Annotated in this window: 11 protein-coding genes, 1 tRNA gene and 1 pseudogene; 5 read left to right on the top strand and 8 right to left on the bottom strand. The window is 68.5% G+C overall.

Annotated features, from left to right (window positions below):
• Positions 1-101: 101 nt before the first annotated feature.
• Positions 102-1,484 (bottom strand): histidine--tRNA ligase, encoded by a 1,383-nt coding sequence (hisS, locus tag QE438_RS04320; protein ID WP_130536161.1) that lies wholly within the window; start codon positions 1,482-1,484, stop codon positions 102-104.
• Positions 1,485-1,637: 153 nt separating this feature from the next.
• Here hisS and QE438_RS04315 point away from each other — a divergent pair.
• Positions 1,638-1,714: transfer RNA gene (locus QE438_RS04315), tRNA-Pro, on the top strand.
• Positions 1,715-1,824: 110 nt separating this feature from the next.
• On the opposite strand, the gene QE438_RS04310 is transcribed toward QE438_RS04315, so the two are convergent.
• The gene (locus QE438_RS04310; protein ID WP_306992304.1) at positions 1,825-2,697 is read right to left on the bottom strand and encodes a LysR family transcriptional regulator; all 873 of its coding nucleotides are present in this window, start codon (positions 2,695-2,697) and stop codon (positions 1,825-1,827) included.
• A gap of 110 nt (positions 2,698-2,807) precedes the next feature.
• On the opposite strand from QE438_RS04310, the gene QE438_RS04305 reads away from it, so the two are divergent.
• Positions 2,808-3,326: a phenolic acid decarboxylase gene (locus QE438_RS04305; RefSeq protein ID WP_306992307.1), complete on the top strand. Its 519-nt coding sequence runs from the start codon at positions 2,808-2,810 to the stop codon at positions 3,324-3,326.
• A gap of 505 nt (positions 3,327-3,831) precedes the next feature.
• Complete coding sequence (locus QE438_RS04300) at positions 3,832-4,029, top strand: hypothetical protein (RefSeq protein WP_130531182.1); 198 nt, start codon at positions 3,832-3,834, stop codon at positions 4,027-4,029.
• A gap of 105 nt (positions 4,030-4,134) precedes the next feature.
• On the opposite strand, the gene QE438_RS04295 is transcribed toward QE438_RS04300, so the two are convergent.
• From QE438_RS04295 to QE438_RS04280, 4 genes are read right to left on the bottom strand one after another with little or no spacing between them, the layout of a single operon-like run.
• Entirely contained in the window at positions 4,135-4,863 is a 729-nt protein-coding gene (locus QE438_RS04295; protein ID WP_306992310.1) for a glycosyltransferase family 2 protein, read from the bottom strand.
• The gene (locus QE438_RS04290) at positions 4,860-5,462 is read right to left on the bottom strand and encodes a class I SAM-dependent methyltransferase (protein ID WP_306992312.1); all 603 of its coding nucleotides are present in this window, start codon (positions 5,460-5,462) and stop codon (positions 4,860-4,862) included. Before QE438_RS04290 ends, QE438_RS04295 begins: the two co-directional genes overlap by 4 nt.
• Positions 5,459-6,217: a PIG-L family deacetylase gene (locus tag QE438_RS04285; RefSeq protein WP_307184013.1), complete on the bottom strand. Its 759-nt coding sequence runs from the start codon at positions 6,215-6,217 to the stop codon at positions 5,459-5,461. The genes QE438_RS04290 and QE438_RS04285 overlap by 4 nt, the downstream gene beginning before the upstream one ends.
• Entirely contained in the window at positions 6,205-7,209 is a 1,005-nt protein-coding gene (locus QE438_RS04280) for an acyl-CoA dehydrogenase family protein (RefSeq protein WP_306992314.1), read from the bottom strand. The genes QE438_RS04285 and QE438_RS04280 overlap by 13 nt, the downstream gene beginning before the upstream one ends.
• Before the next feature lie 380 nt (positions 7,210-7,589).
• Between QE438_RS04280 and QE438_RS04275 the strand changes: the two genes are divergently transcribed.
• Both QE438_RS04275 and QE438_RS04270 read left to right on the top strand, forming a co-directional pair.
• Positions 7,590-10,382 carry a TonB-dependent receptor gene (locus QE438_RS04275; RefSeq protein WP_306992316.1) on the top strand — a complete coding sequence of 931 codons (2,793 nt, stop codon included), beginning with the start codon at positions 7,590-7,592 and terminating at the stop codon, positions 10,380-10,382.
• A 7-nt stretch (positions 10,383-10,389) separates the two neighbouring features.
• Positions 10,390-11,991 (top strand): alkaline phosphatase D family protein, encoded by a 1,602-nt coding sequence (locus QE438_RS04270; RefSeq protein WP_306992318.1) that lies wholly within the window; start codon positions 10,390-10,392, stop codon positions 11,989-11,991.
• Between the two features lie 15 nt (positions 11,992-12,006).
• Here QE438_RS04270 and QE438_RS04265 read toward each other — a convergent pair whose 3' ends face one another.
• Together QE438_RS04265 and aroA are read right to left on the bottom strand one after the other, a co-directional pair.
• Positions 12,007-12,648: a hypothetical protein gene (locus QE438_RS04265; RefSeq protein ID WP_306992321.1), complete on the bottom strand. Its 642-nt coding sequence runs from the start codon at positions 12,646-12,648 to the stop codon at positions 12,007-12,009.
• A gap of 119 nt (positions 12,649-12,767) precedes the next feature.
• Positions 12,768-14,079 (bottom strand): annotated as a pseudogene (gene aroA / locus QE438_RS04260) (3-phosphoshikimate 1-carboxyvinyltransferase).
• Positions 14,080-14,192 lie beyond the last annotated feature (113 nt).

Genomic DNA, 14,192 nt, shown 5'->3' with positions numbered 1-14,192 from the left:
CCACTTCGCTAAAGGAAAAGGGCGTCGATGGCGCCCTCTTCTTGTTCCAGCTTCAGCCGATGCCGGCAACCAGCGCCGGCCTGGCCTAACGCAGTGCGCGATCAGCGTCCTGCCAGCGCGCTCACCTGCGCCAGTTCCACGCGCAGCGTGGTGGCCAGCTCCTCGCGCGGGACTTCGAACTGCAGTTCGCGCACCAGGTCCTTCACAGTGACCACGCCGCGGGCCAGTTCGTCCTCGCCGGCCAGGGCGACGAAGCGTATGCCGGCGCGCGAGGCGTACTGGAACTGCTTGCCGAGCTTCTTCGGCTCCATCTGCACTTCGGTGTTGATGCCGCCGGCGCGCAGGCGCTGGGCGATGTCCAGCGAATCGGGCAGCTGCGCCTCGTCCATCAGCGCCACCAGAGCCTGCACGCTGCTGACGTCGGCTTCCTGGATCAGCCCGGCCTCGCGCAGCTGCCAGAACAGGCGCGTCAGCCCGATCGAGATGCCCACGCCCGGCAGCTTGGACTTGCTGTAGTGGCTCGCCAGGTTCTCGTAGCGCCCGCCCGAGCAGATCGAGCCGATCTGCGGATAGGCGTCCAGCTGGGTCTCGTAGACCGTGCCGGTGTAGTAGTCCAGGCCGCGGGCGATGGAGAAGTTCAGGCAGTACGCGCTTTCGGGCACGCCCAGCGCCTTGACCAGGGTCAGCACCTCGCGCAGCTCGGCGATGCCCTCGTTGAACACCGCGCTGCCCTGCCCCAGGCGGTCCAGCTGCGCCAGCGCATCGTCGTGGCCGGTGGAGCGCACGGCGACGAAGGCCAGGATCTGTTCGACCACCTCACCCGACAGGCCGAAGCCTTCGCCGGTCAGCGTCTCGCGCACGTAGTCGGCGCCGCGCTTGTCCAGCTTGTCGACCTCGCGCAGGACCAGCATCTGCGCCTGGCCGTCGGCCACGCCCAGGTTCTCGAAGAAGCCGCGCATCAGCTTGCGGTTGTTGAGCTGCACGGTGAACGCGCCGATCTGCAGCTCGGAGAAGACCGCGTGGATCACCGCCAGCACCTCGGCATCGAAGCGGATGCTCAGCTCGTCCTTGCCGATCACGTCGATGTCGCACTGGTAGAACTCGCGGAACCGGCCGCGCTGGGCGCGCTCGCCGCGATACACGCGCTGCATCTGGTAGCGCCGGAACGGGAAGGCCAGCTCGTGCTCGTGCTCGGCCACGTAGCGCGCCAGCGGCACGGTCAGGTCGAAGCGCAGCGCCAGCTCGGGCAGGCCCTCGTTGGCCTGGGCCAGCGCGCCGGTGGACTGGGCGAAATACACCTGTCGCTCGGTCTCGCCGCCGGATTTGGTCAGCAGCACCTCGGACAGCTCGAACACCGGCGTCTCCACCGGCAGGAAGCCGAAGCGCTCGTAGTTGCGGCGGATCGTGTCCAGCATGCGCTGGAAGGCGATCTGGTCACGGGGCAGCAGCTCCATGACGCCAGGCGGCGTGCGCGGCTTGATCAAGCGGGTGACTCCGGCGGAACGTGGGGCCGCATATTCTATGCGCCGGCGCGGCTCGCGGCAGCGCCCGCCACGCGCGAACCCCCCATCGATGCAGATCGATGCACATCCCCTCTTGCCGACCCGCCCGCCTTTGCCTAGAATGCGCGGCTCCTTCGGGGTGTAGCTCAGTCTGGTAGAGCGCTACGTTCGGGACGTAGAGGTCGCAGGTTCGAATCCTGTCTCCCCGACCATTTGCAAGTGGTCTTGATCAAGCCGCCCATGAGGCGGTTTTTTCATGTCTGGCCTCAGCCAAGAGGTGCGCGCCGCATGCGCATCGATCGAAAAGCGACGCGCGCGGCCGTCAGACCGCAGGTCCGTTCCGGATCAGGTCGGCCAGTGCGGCAACCGCCTGCGAAGCGGCCGCCTCGCTGCTTCCTTTCCACAGATTGAGCGGAATGGCGCGCCGGCTGCCGGCGCCCAGGGTCAGCGGCACCAGCGCGCCGGTGGCCAGATCCTCGTGAATCAGGTCGGTTGGCAGCCAGCCGAAGCACAGGCCGCGCCGAACGGCGTCGGCCGCGCCTTCTACGGTGTTCATCAGCCAGACGCGCTGATTCGGCGGCCGCACCGACTCGAACTGCGCGCCACGGATCTCGGCCAGCACATGCCTGAGCCGCTGCCTGCCCGGCGCGCGCGCCTTGGCGAGCGGATGGCCCGGCGCGGCGACGGCGAGCAGTTCGACGCTGACGATGGTCGCATCCCCGATCTGGTCGCCCGGCGCCGGCAGCACGGCCACTTCGTGGCGGGCCAGCAGGTCCTCATCCGGCCACTGGCGGACGGTCTGCACCAGATGGATGTCGATGCCGGGATGGCGCGCGGTGAAGGCCGCCAGGGCATCGAACAAACGCGCGCGCGGGAACAGCACATCCACCAGCAGGCGCACGCGCACGGGCTCGCCGCCGGCGATGCCGCGGCCCCGACGCTCGACCTGCTCCAGCGCGTCGATCAGCGGGGTGGCTTCGGCCAGCAGCGCCTCACCCGTGGGCGTGAGCACGGCGCGGCGCCCCTCCAGCGTCAGCAGGTCCACGCCGAGGGCCTCGCGCAAGCGCGCCACGGCGTAGCTCACCGAGGACTGGCTGCGGTTGAGCGCCACGGCGGCCGCGGCGAAGCCGCCCTCGCGCACGATCGCGCGCAGCACAGCCCATTGCTCGAGCGTCGAACGAGGCATGGCGGTCATGGCGCGAATCCTATCGGATTAATCGATCCTTTTGCGCCGAAATCAGCGTTTGAACCTCGAATAATCCGAACACAGACTATGGCGTGTTCTCAACTCCTCAGGAATTCGCCATGTCCGATCCCTTCGAATCCACCAAGCCCGAAGAACTCGTCGACTTCGTCGGCACCCACATGATCTACACCTACGACAACGGCTGGCAGTACGAGCTGTACGTCAAGGACGAGCGCACCGTGGACTATCGCATCCATAGCGGCATGGTCGGCGGGCGCTGGGTGCGCGACCAGGCCGCGCACATCGTCAGGCTCTCGCCCGAGGTCTACAAGATTTCCTGGGACGAACCCACCGGCACCTGCGTCAGCGTTTCGGTCAACCTCAAGGCGCGCAAGCTGCACGGGGTGATCTTCTTCCCGCAATGGGTGGCGCAGGCGCCGGAAAAGACCGTGTGCTTCCAGAACGAACATCTCGGCCAGATGCGCGCCTACCGCGATGCCGGCCCGACCTATCCGAAGCTGGTGGTGGACGAGTTCGCCACGCTGACCTTCACCGAGAACCGCGGCGCCCACGACGAAAGCGTCATCGCCTGCCCGCCGTCCGAACTGCCGCGCGGCTACGCGGCGCGACGCAACTGAGGCACCGACGCGCCCCATCGAGGAGTCGCTCACGCGCTTTGCCGTGCGACTCCTCGCTGGCGCCGTGCTCACAGCGCCGGGCGGCCTCGCGCCGGCGCGCACCTCACCGACTCTCCTGCCCCGCTATGCCGAGGGCGCCAAGCGCGTGCGTGCCCCGATCAAACGCGCCCAGCTCGACGAGATGGGCGCGCTCGTCCATGCCAGTCAAGCGCACCCGCTCGGTGTGCGCGCGGCACATGAGCATGCGGGGGCGCGTTGAGGCGCTTGCTAGCGTCCGAAGGCACAACTGAACCTGCTGATTGACCCTCTGTCTCAGGATATGCGACGCAAGGCGCGCACGCTGGTCGATCTTTCCAGCTGCCCTGCTCGCATCTTGCCAGGCCGCCCTGTCGGCTGTTGGCGCGATGGACGATGCGACCTTAGGCCTCGGGAATCCCTGCAGGAGCAACGCATGGCGGCCTTCGTATTTCGCAGCCAGGGGCGACCCACCCACGATTCACTGGTCATGCGGGTCATCAGGGCCCTGACCGAGCTGGAGATCGACGGCGCGGGCATCGAGCTGCTGGCCCGTGGCATCCGCGCCGCGTCGGATGGCGAAGGCGGTCTGGTCATCGCCGACGTCTCAGGCCCGCCGGGCTGGCAGACCCATGCCGATGCGCTGCTGGCGCGGCACGGGCTGAAGTGCTCGCCTTACACCACGTAAGGCCTCGAGTTTTCCGCGTTCCTCGTCAGTTCTCTCGGCGCGATGGCACTGCAAGCTCGATCACGCACCTGCAAGAAGCCAAATCGAATCGGTGGCAGCGCGGCGCTACCCTTCGGCCTCGGTCGCGTTGGGCACAGGCTCTCCGTGCATGGGAGCCAACGGCTTGGCCTGGGCCTGCATCAGGGACAACTCGAGCCGCTGCAGGAACTGGGAGAAGCCGCCGCTCGCCTTGGCCTGGCGCCTGGCGCTGGTGCGCACGACCGGGTACGGCGACCAGGCAATGCGCGCGCCGAAGGCCTGCAGCGCCTTGACCAGGGCGACGTCCTCGCTGCTGGTTGCGTCGGAGAATCCGCCGCAGCGCAGATAGCTGGCGACGCTCACGCCCATGTTGGCGCCGTGGATGCGGCCATGATCCACGCCCACCGGCTCGGAGGCCTCGAAGGCGCAGGCGGTTCCGGGCGCATAGTCCAGCCAGTCGCTGACTTCGACCACGCCGCAGAAAGCGTCGGTCTGCAGGGCGCGCTGCTGGAACAGCCAGTCGCTCGGCACCTCGGAGTCCGCATCGGTGATGGCCAGCCAGTCCGCGCCCAGTGCGATGGCGCGCTCGGCGGCCGTGGCGCGCGCCAGCCCGACGCCGCCGGGCATGGGCACCTGAATCACGCAGGCGCCGAAGGACGCCGCGATGTCGGCCGTCGCGTCCGTGCATCGATCCGATGCCACGACCACGATGACCGCTTCGTCGAGTTCCGGGTGGTTCGCCGCATGGCAAACCGACGCCAGGCAACGGCCGATCACCTCGGCCTCGTTATGCGCGGGGATCAGGACCGCGATCACCGCAATCCTTCCTGCTGGGCCACGGACAGCGGCCGGCCCGCCCAGGCTTCGAGCAGGAAGTCGCTGTCCTCGTAGCGATAGGCCAGCGGCAGGGACAGCAGCTGGCCGATGCAGCGATGCACCTGCGCCCCGTCCTGGCAGGCTTCCTCGAACGGGTGCCGCCAGTGACAGGCCACCAGCAGGCCATCGGGGGTGAGCGCGTCCTGGGTCTGTTCGACCAGATCCTTCAGCTCTTCCGGCTGCAGGTAGTAGCCGACCTCGCTCACGACGATGAGATCGAAGCTGCCGCGCGGGCAATCACGCGGATGGCAGGCCTGGATGACCTCCACGTGGGCGCAGTCGGCGACGCGCTGCCTGGCCTGCTCGACCGCCTCGGCCGCCATGTCGGTGGCCAGCAGCTGTTCGCAACGCTGCGCCAGGCAGTGGGTCGTCTCGCCGTTCGAGCAGCCCAGCTCCCAGCCGCGCGCGAAGCGGGCCCGCGGCAGCGTCGCCATGAGGATCTCGCGCTTGCGGGCCTCGTACCAGCGGGTCCGGTAGCCGAACGGATCCAGATGCTGATAGAGGGTGTCGAAATAGTGCGCGCGTGCCTGGGCACTCATGGGATGAAGACCTCGAAGGGGCGCTGGAACCGGGCCAAGGCCCAGTCCGGCAGGATGGGATCCGCGACCGGCGGGCTGACCGCGCCGATCTGCGATGCGAAGGCTTCGATGGCGTGGCACTTGGCCTGCAGGACGTTGGCAGGAAGCGGCATCCGCACGGCACGACGCAGGAAGACGCTGGGCGCCGGGCCGTCCCAGTGCCAGGCCCAGACCGGGTACTGCACGAGTCGCGCGCCGCGCGCAGCGCACGCCTGGACCGCGGCCTGCGCGCAGGCCTCGTGGTCCGGGTGCCCGTCGTGCGCGTAGGTGACCAGCACCAGGTCGCTGGGTGAAAGCACATCAGTGAGCCGGTCGGCGACCTGCGACACGCTGGCACCGATCTTGCCATCGCCGACGTTCATCCGGACGACACTCGTCGGCGCGACATCCAACCTGCCCAAGGCCTCGACCAGCTCACGCTGACGTACCTGCGACAGGCGCTCGGGGCGCCACGCCGGCTCGCTAGGATAGGCCGCCTCGCCATCGGTCACAGAGACCACTAGGACCTCCATGCCGCTGCTGAGTGCCAGGGCCATGGCGCCGCCGCAACCCAGGACCTCGTCGTCCGGATGCGGTGCGACCACGACAAGACGCTCGGCGCCCTGGAAGAGTTCTTCAGGCGTGATGGATGCGAGCGCTGCCAGTGCGGGTGAGCTCGCCCAGTGTCGTTCGCTGAGCCCCTGCCCCGCGATCTGCACCGTGCTCAGAGCGTCCATGCGCCCTCCGCCTGGTGCAACGCCTCCCCGAGCCACTGCTCGTCGCGCTGTCCGTGACATTGCCGGATGAAGGCCTGCAGATCCGCGCAGCGCTGGGCGTGCTCGGCATCGCTGCACAGCGAGGCCGGTCCCAGCGCCAGCGCCGCGCGCTCCATGACATCGCGGCAGACCCGGTCCACGAAGCAGCGCACCCGGGTGACCGCATACCGGTGGCTGTCCTGTGGCTGGCGGTCGATGTCACGCGCGAGCTGGCGGAGCATCAGCTGCGCGGCGGTCAGCTGCGCATCGATCGCGCCGAGGTGAGCGGCGCAGAACGGATTCTTCGACGCGCCGGGCGAGCGGCGCACGCGCTCGGCGATCGCGCTCGCCGCGCCGAACCAACAGGCCGCGATGCCCGCACCGCCGTGCCAGAAGCCGGGTCGTTCCAGATAGAACTCCGGCGTGCTTACCAGGCGGGCGGCAGCTGCGGAGAAGTGTCCCTCACCGGTGGGAACGCCGACCATGCCCGGGCCCGACCACTGACTGGCATCGAGGCGGAACGTGCCCGGCGCCAAGGTGATGGCAGCCAATGGGCGGCGATCGTCTTGGGCGACGGTCACCAGCGCGTGGCTGATCAAGCCCTGCGGGCCGCTGCACCAGGGCTTGATCCCGCTGACGCGGCCGGCGTGCGCGTCATAGCGGACGGTTTCGGTCGGGCCGCCGGCGGCCCAGACCGCCCAGAGGGTGTCCGCAGGCGGGCGCGGTTCGCCGGCTTCGGCGAGGATCGCCAGCGCGTCGTAGTGCGCTTCCAGCACCTTGACCAGCGGCAGGCTCTCGGCGCCGAACCGGGCAAGCGCACGCCAACGCTCCAGCGTTTCGCCGCCACCCGGCCTGGGCAGGTCGGGCGTCTCGCGGATCTGGCGCCGCACGCGCGAGGCGAGCCAGTCCGATCCGGAAGTGTCAAAGGACGCGACATGCAACGCCGTCGCGTGGGAAGTGTTGGCACCTGACATGAATCTGAAACTAGGTGGGCACTTGTATATCGCGCGTGATTCGCCAGCGGCACGGCTCATCGTGGGCTAACGCTTTGCGCGCATAGGTCCGTGTGATGCGCCGCCCGCGCATTTCATCTCCACGCTTGGATATCCACCTTGTGTGGTTTCGCTAACGCGCTGTCGGCTGCACGGGGATGCTCCGCCCACTGCCGCGCAGCACCTCCGACCTGATGGTCTGCATGCGGCGATGCGACGCGCCGGGTTGGGGATCGACGGATCGAGCGCGGCAGCTCGACTGTGACGCATGTCGCCGCTGACGGACTGCGCGTGGTCGTGGTCACGAAGGCGCAATAGGCGTTACGCACGCTGTCGGGCTTTGCACACCTGGACCGCCTTCGATGCCTGATGCCGCTCCTGCCTGCCCGAAGGCGCGACGCCGTCGCGCCCTGGGCGCCTGTCTGGTCTGCACCGCCGTGGGCGCTTCGTCGGCCGCGCTGGCGGTGGATCGATCGCCCGTCCCACCTGCCGACATCACTCGCAGGCCTGATGACACTGCCGCGGCAGCAGCTGCCAGCAGCAATCCCACCGATGCCGACGCTGGAGCCGCTGTCGCCGCCGGAGCCGAAAAGGGTCCCAACACACTGGAGACGGTCAAGGCCATCGCCGCGCACGAGGTGATCGAGCAGAAGAAGCGCGCGGCGGTGGTCAAGGATTCGGTGATCTACGACGAGATGGACAGCTATGGCGACGAGACCCTGGCCGAGAGCCTGATGGCCGCGCCCGGCATCAGCGCGGTGGAGGACGCCGGCGAGCCGCGCTTCGTCACCATCCGCGGCATCCAGCCCAATCTCAACTTCACCAGCCTGGACGGCATCGCCATCGCCAGCGTCGGCAACAGCGGCTCGGGCGAGCGCATGAACAATCTGCAGCTGATCCCCAGCGACATCGGCACGCGCACGGACATCTACAAGACCTTCGGCGCGCAGCAGGCGCCCGATGCGATCGGCGGCATCATCGACATCGTCAGCCGCAGCGCGTTCGACCGCGCCGGGCGCTATGTCTTCGCCGACGCGGCCGGCATCTATTCCACCGCCTCGACCGATGTCCAGCGCAGCGCCGGCGGCAACCACAAGACGCTCGGGCATTACGGCAAGAGCGCCAAGCTGGTGTTCTCCGACACCTTCGGCGCGGACGATCAGTTCGGCATCGTGGCGGTCGGCCGCTACCAGCAGCGCTCGCGCAACAGCGTCAAGCGCTGGGTGGAGAGCAACTACTTCTTCGATGCGGCCGGCAATTACCTGACCGACGGCAGCACCGGGCCGGACACGCTGCCGGGTTGGAACGGCCTGCGCGCGCCCGGCAACTTCAGCACCGGCACCTATACCAACTACATCACCAACTTCGGCGGCTCGCTCAAGCTGGAGTGGCGACCGGTCGATGCGCCCTACCTCGCCTCGCTGCTGATGTATGGCTACCGGTTCTACGAAAACTCCACCATGAACAAGACCGACCTGTATTCGAACGCCAAGTTCGACATCCAGGACCAGACCGCCGACGGCGGCACCACGCAGATCAACAGCATTTACATCAAGAACCGGCACGACCGCTGGGACCGCGCCAACTTCGGCGCGATCGCCAGCTTCGACTGGGACATCGACGAGGCCTCGCGCCTGAGCCTGCGCGCCGGACACACGCAGGAGACCTTCGACAACACCCAGGTGTACTGGGGCGTGCGCGCCTATCCGACCGGGCTGTTCGTGGACTATGCCAACGACGACCACGGATTCCCGAACGCGATCGCCGTGTCCGACCCGCGGCTGCTGCTCGGCTCGGCCTACAAGCTCAACCCGGCTCAGGCCTACGTCTCGCCGCGCGATGCGCAGGAGCGCATCGAGCACGTGCGGCTGGACTTCACCCACAACACCGGCGATGAGGCGCGCGGCTTCGGCCTGGCCAGCGGTGCCGAGTATCGGCACCTGAACATCTGGCAGGACGTGGACTTCACCTACTACACCACCAAGGACACGCTCAACGCCTACCTCTATCCCGGCGCGACGCTGGTGGGCACGGTGCCGGGCTTTCCGTTGATCGACAACGCCAAGCTCACCGATGGCCTGGTGCCCAGGCTGGCCAATAACGACAAGGCCTATCGCAACGCCGACTTCAGCAGCGACTACAAGTACGTCGAGGACATTGCCGATGCCTACGTCTCGGCCCAGTACGCCTGGGACCGGGCGCTGCTGCTCGGCGGCCTGCGTTACGACCACACGCGGTTCGATGCCTTCAGCCCGTACAGCGATGACGGCGGCACCACGTACACGGCCGATTTCAGGAAATCCAAGGGCGGCTACAGCAACCTGCTGCCGTCGTTGAACGCGCTGTTCAAGCTCGGCGAGCGCCAGCGTCTGCGCTTCTCGGTCAGCCAGACCCTGGGCCGGCCCACGCCGGGCAATGTCGCCCAGGCCAGCAGCACCAGCTGCGCCGAGGACGAGGACGGCGGCGGCTACTGCACGATCAGGCGCGGCAATCCCCAGCTGCATCCTCGCAAGTCGACCAATCTGGACCTGGCCTGGGACCTGTACTTCAACGGCAACAACGGCATCGTCTCGCTGGCGCTGTTCGACAAGACGATCAAGGACGACATCTACACCCTGACCACCTACCAGGTCCTCGACGATGTCACCTACAAGGTGACCCAGCCGATGAACACCGACGAGTCGACGCTGCACGGCGCCGAACTGGCGCTCGCCAACCGCTCACTGCGCTGGGGCGATCAGCGCTTAGACCTGTACTTCAACGCGACGAGGCTGTTCGGCAAGACCGAATACGTCACCAGCGATGGCCAGCCGCGTGCGCTGGACCGCCTGCTCTACCAGCCGGACTGGTCGCTCAACGGCTCGGCGATCTGGCGCATGCCCTGGCACAACGCGCAGCTGCGCGTGTCGGGCAACTACCGCTCCAAGATGCTGGTGGACTTCGGCGATACGACCTGGCTCGATTCGTATTACGACCCCTACATGACCTTCAACCTGGGCTTCAGCCACCGGGTCTCCAAGCACGTCTCGTTCAAGTACGAGGCCAAGAACCTCTTCAATACCCAGCCCACCTACAGCATGGGCCCGGGCGGCAGGTACCGCACCGAGATCGACGACTACGGGCGCTTCTTCTACTTCCACATCATCTATCAGTGAGGCCAACATGCCGGGTATCGATCGTCGCCGCTTTCTTCAGCTCTCCGGCCTGTCGGCGCTCGGCGCCTGGATGGGCACCGCCTCGGTGCTGGCCGCCGAGCAGGACGCCGCCGGCCTGAGCCTGCGCAACCTGCTCAAGTCGCCGAAGTTCGACACCACGCCCTTCACCGTGGGCGTGGCCTCGGGCGACCCGGCCCCCGATGGCATGGTGCTGTGGACGCGCCTGGCGACCGCGCCGCTGGAATACGGCGGCGGCATGCCGACCCGGCCGATGGTGGTGGGCTGGGAGCTGGCCGAGGACGAGGGCTTCCGCAGGATCCTGCGCAGCGGAACGACGCTGGCGCATCCCGAACTGGGGCATGCGGTGCACGTCGAGCTGGAAGGCCTCGCGCCGGCGCGGCCCTACTGGTACCGCTTCAACATCGCCGGCTACACCAGCGCGGTCGGCCGCACCGCCACGCTGCCGGCGGCCGACGCGGATCTTGCGCGCGTGCGCTTCGCCGTGGCCGGCTGCCAGCAGTACGAGGAAGGCCACTACACCGCCTGGCGCCACATCGCCGACGAGCCGCTGGACTTCGTCTTCCACTACGGCGACTACATCTACGAAGGCGCGACCAATACCACCGCCAGCCGCAAGGTCAACGGCCGGCCCTTCACCAACCTGCGCAACCACGTCGGTCCCGAGCTCTACACGCTGGACGATTACCGCCGCCGCTATGCGCAGTACAAGACCGATCAGGATCTGCAGGCCGCGCATGCGGCGGCGCCGTGGTTCGTGACCTTCGACGATCACGAGATCGACAACAACTGGGCCAGTGTCGACGACCAGGACGGCACGCCGAGCGAGCTGTTCCTGCTGCGGCGTGCGCAGGGTTTCCAGGCCTATTACGAGAACATGCCGCTGCGCCGCAGCGCGTTCCCGCGCGACGGGCACCTGCAGCTGTACCGGCGCGCGCGCTGGGGCCGGCTGCTGGACGTGCACTTCCTCGACACCCGGCAGTACCGCAGCAAACAGCCGGCCGACATGGCCGACCGCGCCGTGGTCGAGTCCCCGCAGCGCACGATCACGGGCCAGGCACAGGAACGTTGGCTGTTCGACGGGCTGGCCGACCCGGCGCCGCGCTGGCAGGTGATCGCCCACCAGGTGGCGCTGGGCGACTACACGCTCGAGAAGAAAGGCCAGCTGGTGAAATCCGACGACCAGTGGTCCGGCTATCTGTCCAGCCGCCGCCGGCTGCTGGGCCATATCGACCAGGCCGGACATCGCAACGTGGTCACCGTCTGCGGCGATGCGCACCGCCATTACGCCAGCGATCTGGTGCAGGACAACGCCGAATCCGGCGTGATCTCCAGCGAGTTCCTGGCCACCTCCATCACCTCCGGCTCCGATGGCCTGGGCGTGGACCAGGAGGCGCGCGACACGCTGGCCCACAACCCGCACCTGAAGGTCACCACCGACAAGCGCGGCTATGTGCTGTGCACCGTCGAGCGCGACGCCTGCGTGGGCGACCTGAAGACGGTGGACCGCGTCATGGTGCCGGGCGCGAAGCTGGAACGCTTCGCGCGCCTGGCGATCGAACACGGCAAGCCCGGCCTGCAGCCGGCCTGAGCCGGCGGCGTGGCCTCAGCGCGGGTGGTGGAAATCCGCCCGGTGGTCGTTGCCGATGCGCGGTCGCGAGGGCGACAGCGCGCCCGGCGCATCGAAGTCGCGCGCATGCAACGGGTTGACCTCGAACAGGTTGGCCAGGCGCAGGCCGGCCTCTTCGCTGAGCAGCAGCGCCAGTTCGAACTGCTCGGCCACGAACGGCAGCAGCACGGCCGCGCCGGAAGGATCGCGTTCGACCTGCTGGTCGAACCGCCGTTGCAGCGAGGCGATGCCCTGCAGGGTCAGCACCAGATCCTGCAGCAGCGCCCCACTCTCGCCCAGGCGATGCAACTCGGGAATCAGCTGGCGCAGCGCTTCGGGCACCGCCGCGGCCTGGCGACCCGAGGCGCCGAGCAGGGCGGCATCGGCGCCGACCGCGCGCAGGCCGAGCGCGGCGGTCAGGCCGGCGGTGATCTCATCGCAGGCCGCGCCGGCCAGCAGGGCCAGGCTGCGCGCCTTGAGGCGTTCGGCCTCGCGCTCGGCGCGCTGCCGTGCGCGCTGTTCGCGCCGTACCACCAGCAGCACGCCGACGATCGCGGCGATCGACAGCAGCGCCTGCACCCACGCCGCCCAGACCTGCGGCGGCCAGGTCTGGCAGCCCAGCCCCATGCACGCATCCATGGCATTCCCCCTGTTTCAAGGGGGCCAGCATGCAGGCCTGGCCGGTCACGGACAATGTGCCCGAGGGCTCCCGAAGGACGACGGCGTCACAGTTTCGACGCCTCGTCCGGCCGCTGGATTCAGCGCGCAGGCGTCAGCCCGAATCCCGCGCCCACCGCCAGGGTGTCGAAGCCGGGGAACGAGGTCGCCACGTTGGCGATGTCGCGCACCAGCACCTCGCCGGACGACAGCTGGCCGGCGATGCAGAAGGCCATGGCGATGCGATGGTCGCCGTGGCTCTCGATGGTGCCGCCGCCGATGGGGCCGCCGTGGATGGTCGCGCCATCGGGCGTCTCGTCCACCCGCACGCCCAGCGTGCGCAGGCCGGTGGCCATGGCCGCCAGACGATCGGATTCCTTGACGCGCAGTTCGGCCGCGCCGCTGACGATGGTCTGGCCCTGCGCGGCGGCCGCGGCCACGAACAGCGCCGGGAACTCGTCGATCATGTCCGGCACCACGCTTTCTGGAATGCGCGCGCCCTTCAGCGCGGCGTAGCGCACGCGCAGGTCGGCGACCGGCTCGCCGCCGTGCTCGCGCGCGTCGTGCACCTCGATGTCGGCGCCCATCAGGCGCAGCGCCTCGAGCAGGCCGGTGCGGCGCGGATTGAGGCCCACCGCCTTCAGCGTCACATCCGAACCTGGGATGATGCTGGCCGCGACCAGGAAGAACGCCGCCGAGGAAAAGTCGGCCGGCACCGCGATATCGGTCGCACGCAGGCGCTGGCCGCCGCGCAGGCGCGCGTAGCCCGGCGAGAAGTCGATGTCCACGCCGAAGGCCGAGAGCATGCGTTCGGTGTAGTCGCGCGTGGGATGCGGCTCGCGCACGGTGGTGTCGCCGTCGGCGTACAGGCCGGCCAGCAGCAGGCAGGACTTGATCTGCGCGCTGGCCACCGGCGAGGCGTAGTCGATCCCGTGCAGCGCCTGGCCACCGTGGATGCGCAGCGGCGGCGTGCCGTCCTCGCGCGTCTCGATGCTGGCGCCCATCTGCGCCAGCGGAGCGGTGACGCGGCGCATCGGCCGCCCTGGACAGCGACTCATCGCCGATGAGCACGCTGTCGAAGGGCTGCGCGGCCAGCAGGCCGGCAAGCAGGCGCATGCCGGTGCCGGCATTGCCGCAGTCCAGCTCGGCGGTCGGCGCCTGTAGTCCATCCACGCCCACGCCGTGCACGATGCGCGTGGACGGCGACGGCGTCTCGATGCGCACGCCCAGGCGTTCGAAGATCGCCGCCGTCGCGCGCGTGTCCTCGCCTTCCAGGAAGCCTTCCACGCGCGAGGTGCCGTCGGCCAGCGCGGCGAACATCACCGCCCGGTGCGAGACCGACTTGTCACCAGGGATGGCCAGCCCGCCATGCAGCGCCGAGCCAGGTTGAGCGATCCAGGATTGCGAGGTCATCGTCTTGTCCAGTCCAGCGGCCCACGCCGCGTTGTGCTTCAAAGTCTTGCTGCTTGTTTCGCCGCAGCTACCACTAAAACTGCCGCTGTTGCTGTTGCTGTTGCTGTTGCTGT

The organism is Pseudoxanthomonas sp. SORGH_AS_0997 (assembly GCF_031453535.1).
Taxonomy (GTDB): domain Bacteria; phylum Pseudomonadota; class Gammaproteobacteria; order Xanthomonadales; family Xanthomonadaceae; genus Pseudoxanthomonas_A; species Pseudoxanthomonas_A winnipegensis.
This window is presented reverse-complemented; position numbering and strand designations above follow the sequence as displayed.